The organism is Pseudoalteromonas sp. APC 3691 (assembly GCF_030408135.1).
GTDB lineage: Bacteria > Pseudomonadota > Gammaproteobacteria > Enterobacterales > Alteromonadaceae > Pseudoalteromonas.
In genome coordinates, this window is sequence record NZ_JASDCB010000105.1 from 1 (window position 1) to 7,190 (window position 7,190).

At 39.5% G+C, this 7,190-nt stretch carries 5 protein-coding genes and 1 pseudogene; 3 read left to right on the forward strand and 3 right to left on the reverse strand.

Annotation, left to right across the window (positions count from 1 at the left end):
* From QL998_RS19835 to yjgA, 3 genes and pseudogenes are all read right to left on the reverse strand, one after another.
* Positions 1-127: pseudogene (locus QL998_RS19835) on the reverse strand (IS5/IS1182 family transposase); the annotation flags it as partial.
* 98 nt (positions 128-225) lie between these two features.
* Positions 226-1,599: an oxygen-independent coproporphyrinogen III oxidase gene (hemN, locus tag QL998_RS19840; RefSeq protein WP_182198029.1), complete on the reverse strand. Its 1,374-nt coding sequence runs from the start codon at positions 1,597-1,599 to the stop codon at positions 226-228.
* Positions 1,600-1,723: 124 nt separating this feature from the next.
* Positions 1,724-2,257, reverse strand: a complete 534-nt coding sequence (gene yjgA, locus QL998_RS19845; protein ID WP_007582068.1) for a ribosome biogenesis factor YjgA — start codon at positions 2,255-2,257, stop codon at positions 1,724-1,726.
* Between the two features lie 144 nt (positions 2,258-2,401).
* Here yjgA and pmbA point away from each other — a divergent pair, with 144 nt between their 5' ends.
* From pmbA to QL998_RS19860, 3 genes are all read left to right on the forward strand, one after another.
* Positions 2,402-3,751: a metalloprotease PmbA gene (pmbA, locus tag QL998_RS19850; RefSeq protein ID WP_182198028.1), complete on the forward strand. Its 1,350-nt coding sequence runs from the start codon at positions 2,402-2,404 to the stop codon at positions 3,749-3,751.
* 72 nt (positions 3,752-3,823) lie between these two features.
* Positions 3,824-4,309 carry a DUF721 domain-containing protein gene (locus QL998_RS19855; RefSeq protein WP_024589904.1) on the forward strand — a complete coding sequence of 162 codons (486 nt, stop codon included), beginning with the start codon at positions 3,824-3,826 and terminating at the stop codon, positions 4,307-4,309.
* Positions 4,310-4,724: 415 nt separating this feature from the next.
* Positions 4,725-6,800, forward strand: a complete 2,076-nt coding sequence (locus tag QL998_RS19860; RefSeq protein WP_290193338.1) for a M13 family metallopeptidase — start codon at positions 4,725-4,727, stop codon at positions 6,798-6,800.
* Positions 6,801-7,190 lie beyond the last annotated feature (390 nt).

Here is a 7,190-nt window from a genome sequence, read left to right on the forward strand (position 1 = left end):
TGCGCATCTTATACAGTATGCCTTCGAGCGTTTTTCTATGGTCGGGCTTATTATAAATTCGACCACTTAAGTACATTACTTTTGATAAGACATTCCATGTCCCGTCTGTTAACATTAATCTTGGCATGTAGGTTCGGTGTAAAGTTTTCTGGCGAATTCAATTATACCTTATCTTCATGCTGTTTGTTTTTCATACCACAAAGATCAACACGCCCTAGTGATCTGCTAAATCACTCGTGAAAAACGCGTCGCATTTATTTGTTTTTGTAAATGAGCGTCAAAGCACATGCAAATAATACGAATGAATAAGTTGCCGCGTGGCGTTACGCTAATTTTATTATCATTTATAGTGACTAGTTCATCTTTTATAAGCGGCGTAAGCGCAATTAACGCATCCTTAAAGTAGTCATTAAATATAAGCGCATGCTTTTCGCTAAAGTCTTGTATATCTAATTCAAACTGGCAAATGAGCTGCTTAATTGCATCAGCACGAATTACATCATCATGCGTTAAGTGCATACCTTTATTAAGGGCACAGCCGATTTGTGTTTCGATGCTGTGGTAATAATGTTTTAATTCTTTTTGATTTTGTAAAATGGCAGTGCCAATTTGTGAAATTGATGACACGCCTAAGCCTAATAAATCACAATTTCCATGGGTTGTATAACCTTGAAAATTACGATGTAACTTGCCTTCATTTTGCGCAATAGCTAGTTCGTTATCGGTTTTTGCAAAGTGGTCCATACCAATAAATTGATAGCCTGCTTGCGTCATCTGCTCCAGCGTGTTTTTAAACATAGTGAGTTTATTATGTGCACTGGGTAAATCTGCATCTTTAATCTTACGCTGTGCGGCAAAGCGCTCTGGTAAATGCGCGTAGTTAAACACCGATACTCGGTCAGGGCTTAACTCAATAAGTTGCTCTATAGTTTGCTTAAAGCTCTCTGGCGTTTGCAGAGGAAGCCCGTAAATCATATCTGCATTAATAGATTGAAATCCCAGCTCGCGAGCTTGTGTAATTAATTGCTTAACCGTATCTGCATTTTGCGGGCGATTAACAGCAAGTTGCACGTCGTCGTTAAAGTCTTGAATCCCAAATGAGACACGGTTAAAGCCAAGCATCCTTAAATCAACGAGCATATTATCGGCAAGTGAGCGTGGGTCTATTTCAATGCCGCGCTCTGTTGTGCTTGTAAAATTAAAGTGCTGCTCTAAAAGCTTAATTAGACGAGTCATTTGTTTTGCGGTTAAAAAGGTGGGAGTACCGCCACCTAAATGTAATTGCTCAACCGTGTAGTTTTTAAATAAATGAGCTTGGGCAGTAATTTCTTTTGCTAAAAAGTCGAGGTACGTATCTGCCTTAGATTGATGGCGGGTAATTATTTTATTACAACCACAGTAGTAGCAAAGCTGGCTACAAAACGGGATATGAATATATAGAGAAAGTGAACGACTCGTTGACGATTCTACAGCGCTTAGTAGGTCTTGTTGTTGATACCCGTCACGCAGTGATAGAGCGGTGGGATACGAGGTATAACGCGGGCCAGACACATTATATTTGTTTATTAGGGTTTGATCCCATTGTGGAAGTTTAATCATCACGCGCACCTAAGTATTTATTTAGGGGGGGATTATAAAAAAGTACGCAGTGAGGCGGTTTGATCTATAACAAAAAAGGTACCGAAGCACCTTTTTTAATAAAATATCAATTAATGCGGTCTAATTAATACGTAACGGTATGAGCATCTTTGAGATATTGAAATAACTCTTTATAACCTTTACCCGGCTTTTCAGCTTTCGCTTCTTTTGCCGCATTACGAACCAATTGACGCATTTGCTGACGATCAAGAGACGGAAACTGTTCAATAGTCTCATTGATAAGGTCATCACCTTGTTCAATTAGGTCTGAACGTAATTGCTCAATTTTTTTGACCAATACTTCAGCTTGGTTATTTTTATTAAGCATTACATCGATAATCGCTCTAATAGCGTCAATGTTTTCTACAGTACGCAACGTTTTAGCGATGTAGTTTAAGTGACGGCGGTACGCGTCACTTTTATTACTTATTTTATCAGCAACAACCATTGCCGCTTTTAAATCGTCATTTAATGGCAGGCGTTCGCGCTGTTTTTTACCCATTTTGGCAATTTCAGTACCTAACTGATGAAACTCTTGCGCTTCGCGCTTAAGCTCCGTTCTTGATACATATTCAATTTCTTCTTCAATTTCAGCAGGCTTGCCTTTTTTCTTTGCCATGGGGTGCTCTTAAATAAAAATAACTTTTGCCATTATACATGAATATGATACTTAGGAATATTAGCTGATGTGATGCATTGAGTGTGTTAGCATTTAAATATAAGAAATGCGTGCATTATGCCTCTAAGGCTCAGGACTTAATTTATGAAAAGCCAACAAAACGATCCAATTTATTCTCAAATATCGCAAGTTAAAGATGCGGTAGCAGAAGTACTCGAACATGCCAAAAAATTAGGCGCAACAGCTGCAGAAGCGGCTATGTCTAGCACGTCTGGTTTATCGGTTAGTACACGAATGGGTGAAGTAGAAACCATTGAGTTTAACCAAGACGGCGGCTTAGGCATTAGTGTATACGTTGGTAATAATAAAGGTTCGGCGTCAACCGCTGATTTAAATCCAAAAACATTGCGCATGGTAGTCGAAAAAGCGATTGATATAGCCAAATTTACATCGGATGACCCATTTAACGGCGTTGCTGATAAAGAATTGCTTGAATTTAATCCTAAAGATTTAGATTTATACCATCCTTGGGATGTAAGCCCTGAAGAAGGTGTTGAGCTTTGTCATGCTGCTGAGCAAGCTGCATTAAACGCAGATGAGCGCATTGTTAACTCTGATGGTGCGAGTTTTTCATCTCACCAAGGATTACGTGTTTATGGTAACAGCCATGGTTTGATAACTGGCTTTCCACGCACTCGTCATAGCATTAGTACGATGGTAATAGGTCAAGATGGCGAGCAGATGCAACGCGACTCTGCTTATACTGTTGCCCGCGACCAAGCGGGTTTAAATGACGCAGCGGCAGTTGGGCTTGAAGCAGCAGCTGAAACATTGGCTAAATTAAATAGCCAAAAGTTAGGCACAATGAAAGTGCCTGTTATTTTTAGAGCCGATATTGCAAATTCATTGTTTGGTCACTTAGTGTCGGCAATTGGTGGTGGTGCGCTTTATCGTAAATCAAGTTTTTTACTTGATAGCTTAGGCACACAAGTATTTAGTAATTGTGTGAATATTGCCGAGCGCCCACATATTTTAAAAGGGTTGGCGTCGTCACCGTTTGATAGCGAAGGTGTTAAAACATTCGATAGGGAAATTATTCAAGGCGGCGAGCTACAAACTTATTTATTAGCAAGTTATGCCGCGCGTAAAATGAATATGACCCCAACAGGGCATGCTGGCGGTATACATAACTGGCTTGTTGAGCAAACTCATAACGATTTAACTGCACTATTAAAAACGATGGGCACCGGCTTATTAGTTACAGAGCTAATGGGGCAGGGCGTAAATACCGTAACGGGTGATTACTCTCGTGGTGCTGCTGGTTTTTGGGTTGAAAATGGTGAAATCCAATATCCTGTAAGCGAAATTACCATTGCTGGTAATTTAAAAGATATGTTTAAAGGCATATCTGCTATTGGTGGTGACATAGAACGCCGTGGTGGTATTCAAACTGGCTCAGTATTAATAGAGCAAATGCAAATAGCCGGCGCGTAGTATTAATACGCAGTGTATACTTAGACCTAGAGTATTATCTCTGGGTCTAAGTGAGCTTTTACGAGGTGTAAAATGGCTAAAGATAGATATGCACCAAAACCGCTAACCGATATTATGGCGGGGTTAAATAATCGTTTATCAGCTTATGCAGGCAAAAGCCAAGCACTTGATACACAGCAAACCCTATTAAAAGATTTTTTGGGTCCTAAGTTGGGTGATAAATGCCGAGTCAGTAATTACCGAGACGGCACGCTAATGATAGAGGCGGTATCTGCACCTATAGCGCTTAGGCTTAATTATTTAAAAATGGATATGCTTTCACATTTTAGAGCTGCCGGAATGGCAGAGCTCGGGCAAATAAAAATAACTGCAAATCCTCAAGCAACTCAGAGATTAAGTACAGCGAATAAGTCGGGCAGTCCTGCAGTTACCAACTCACGTAAAATGAGTGAGCAAACAGCTGATTACTTAAACGCGATAGCATCTTCTGCACCCCCTTCTTTAAAAGAAAAACTAGAGCGTTTAGCGCTTCACGGAAAAAATAAAAGTAAGTCTTAACTACCCACCATCTTGTTATTGGTGGGGCTAATTTGGCAGCTCACCGCATTCAAAATACTTTGTTACATATTCCATTTTATTGTTGGCTTAATGAGGTTTATGATACTGCGTGGGCTTTATATTGATCGAAAGCTCTTTGATACCCATTCCATTAAGTAAAAGCGTGTAGGCAGTGCTATTTTTACTCCTGCTATATTCAAGAGTTTAATGGAGTTGGTATGTGATACCAACCTGCATAAGTCTTTGATCAATTTAACGAATTAAATTGCACTATAACGTCGTTAAAAATTTTTTATTTAGAGCAGCTAGATACAAAAACTTTTGCCTGGTTCTAGCGTGATTTTCTTAACGTTAAATAGACCCCATATATAAGCAGATTGGTATGATTCAATTCTAACTAACAAACGGAATAATTATGAATAAAGTAACAATGGCTGCTGCAAGTATCGCACTTGCGCTTGGCTTGGTAGGTTGTGGTGAAAAACAACAAGAAACTAAAGTAACCGACACTCCAGTAGTAACAGCACCCGCTGAAAAACCACTAGAGCTTGGTATTGAATTAGCTAATATGGATAGTTCAGTACGCGCACAAGACGATTTTTACTACCATGTAAATGGGCAGTGGTTAGCTAAAACTGAAATACCAGGTGATAAGTCTAACTACGGTTCTTTTTCGCAGCTATATGATGAGTCACAAAAAGCGATGAAAATTGCCCTTGAAAGTGCAGCCGCAAACAAAGCTGCTAAAAAAGGCAGTGATGAGTATAAAATTGGCGCATTTTATAAAAGCTACATGAATCAATCTGCGCGTAATGAGCTAGGTATTACGCCATTACAACCGTCATTAGATACGATTGATAGCGTTAAATCTAAAGCTGACTTAGTGGGTTTAATGGCTAAAATTCAAAAACAAGGCGGTACTTTACCGTTTGGTTGGTTTGTAAATAACGATGCTAAAAACTCGAGCGAGTATGCATTGTATTTATCTCAGTCGGGCCTAGGTTTACCAGATCGTGATTATTACTTAAATGATGACGAAAAATTCACTAAAATTCGTGCTTCTTACGAGCAATACATCACAGATGTTTTAGCAAAATCAGGCGTTAAAAATGCAGCAGAAGCTGCCAAGAGCGTACTTGCATTTGAAAAAACACTAGCTGATGCTCAGTGGAGCCGTGTGCAAAGCCGTGATGCAACTAAATCTTATAACAAGATGACAGTAGCAGACGCAAGCAAGTTGATGGGCGACCTTGATTTAGCTGCATTCTTTAAAGATGCAGGTGTGAGTGCAAGTGATATTATTGTACGTCAACCAAGCTACTTAGAAGCACTTGCTACTATTTACAAAGACACAGATTTAGCGACGTGGAAAAACTACTTAAAATTTCATTTCGTAAGTGGTTATGCAGAGCTACTTAGCGAAGATTTAGTTAACCTTAACTTTGACTTTTACAGCACAACACTTCGTGGCGTAGAAGAACAAGCACCTCTTTGGAAGCAAGCGGTTGATGCATCTAACAGTGTACTTGGTGAAATTTTAGGTAAGGTATACGTTAAAGATAACTTCCCGCCAGAAGCTAAAGCACGCATGGAAGAGTTAGTTGATAACGTAATTAAAGGTTATGGCGTTGCTATCGAAAATCTTGAGTGGATGAGCCCTGAAACAAAGCTTGCAGCGAAAGAAAAATTAGACAAATTTACGCCTAAGATTGGTTACCCAGACACGTGGAAAGATTACTCAGAGCTAGAGATTAACTCAGACGAGCTAGTAGGTAATTACATTCGTTATAGCGAATGGGCATACGCAGATATGATTGCTAAATTGGGTAAACCAGCTGATCGCTCTGAGTGGCACATGACTCCGCAAACGGTAAATGCGTATTACAACCCAGTAAACAATGAAATTGTATTTCCAGCCGCTATATTACAACCACCATTCTTTAATTTAGAAGCGGATGATGCTGTAAACTACGGCGCAATTGGCGCGGTAATTGGGCATGAGCTTGGCCACGGTTTTGACGACCAAGGTGCTAAATACGACGGTGACGGTAACTTACGTAACTGGTGGAGTGAGACTGACCTTAAGCAATTTGAAGAGCGTACAGCGGCTTTAGTTGCACAGTATAACGAATATAAACCATTTGAAGATGCAAGTGTTAATGGTGAGCTAACGCTTGGCGAAAACATTGGTGACTTAGGTGGTTTAACCGTTGCGCATAAAGCGTATATGCTATCTTTGGGTGATAAAAAATCACCCGTGATAGATGGTTACACAGGCGATCAACGCTTCTTTATGGGTTGGTCACAAATCTGGCGTCGTAACTACCGCGATGAAGAGTTGCGTAATCGTTTATTAACAGACCCTCATTCACCAAGTCACTACCGTGTAATCGGTATCTTGTCGAACATGCCTGAGTTTTACGAAGCGTTTGACGTAAAAGAAGGTGATAAAATGTATATCAAACCAGAAGATCGCGTAAAAATCTGGTAATTGCATTGCTATAAATAACAAAAAACCAGTAAGTTTTTAGCTTACTGGTTTTTTTTGTATCTTGAATTTGTAAATAACCTGAACTATGGATAATAAATCTATCTCAAGCAGCTATTTTCAGCGCTAACTACGTTGAATTTACTTGCAATAGGCCAGCTATTGACGCGTAAATTCGCCTTGTTTTCACTAAAAATCTCTGGCTAGAGAAAATAAATTTAAATATCACCATGATTCAATACGTTAATAAATTTCTTAACCAGAGTTCATATATGGTCTCCTCCAGTATTGCAAGGTGTCATTCAACGATAGCAGGGACAGGTTTGCTGTCATATATACGGTCTTTTAGTGAAGATTATTACTTCTGACCTTGATGTAATCCGCGCATATTGT

Bases quoted from the DNA above. Each gene is read 5' to 3' on its own strand.
- hemN (WP_182198029.1), bottom strand. From the start codon at position 1,599: ATGATTAAACTTCCACAATGGGATCAAACCCTAATAAACAAATATAAT.
- pmbA (WP_182198028.1), top strand. From the start codon at position 2,402: ATGAAAAGCCAACAAAACGATCCAATTTATTCTCAAATATCGCAAGTT.
- yjgA (WP_007582068.1), bottom strand. From the start codon at position 2,257: ATGGCAAAGAAAAAAGGCAAGCCTGCTGAAATTGAAGAAGAAATTGAA.
- QL998_RS19855 (WP_024589904.1), top strand. From the start codon at position 3,824: ATGGCTAAAGATAGATATGCACCAAAACCGCTAACCGATATTATGGCG.
- QL998_RS19860 (WP_290193338.1), top strand. From the start codon at position 4,725: ATGAATAAAGTAACAATGGCTGCTGCAAGTATCGCACTTGCGCTTGGC.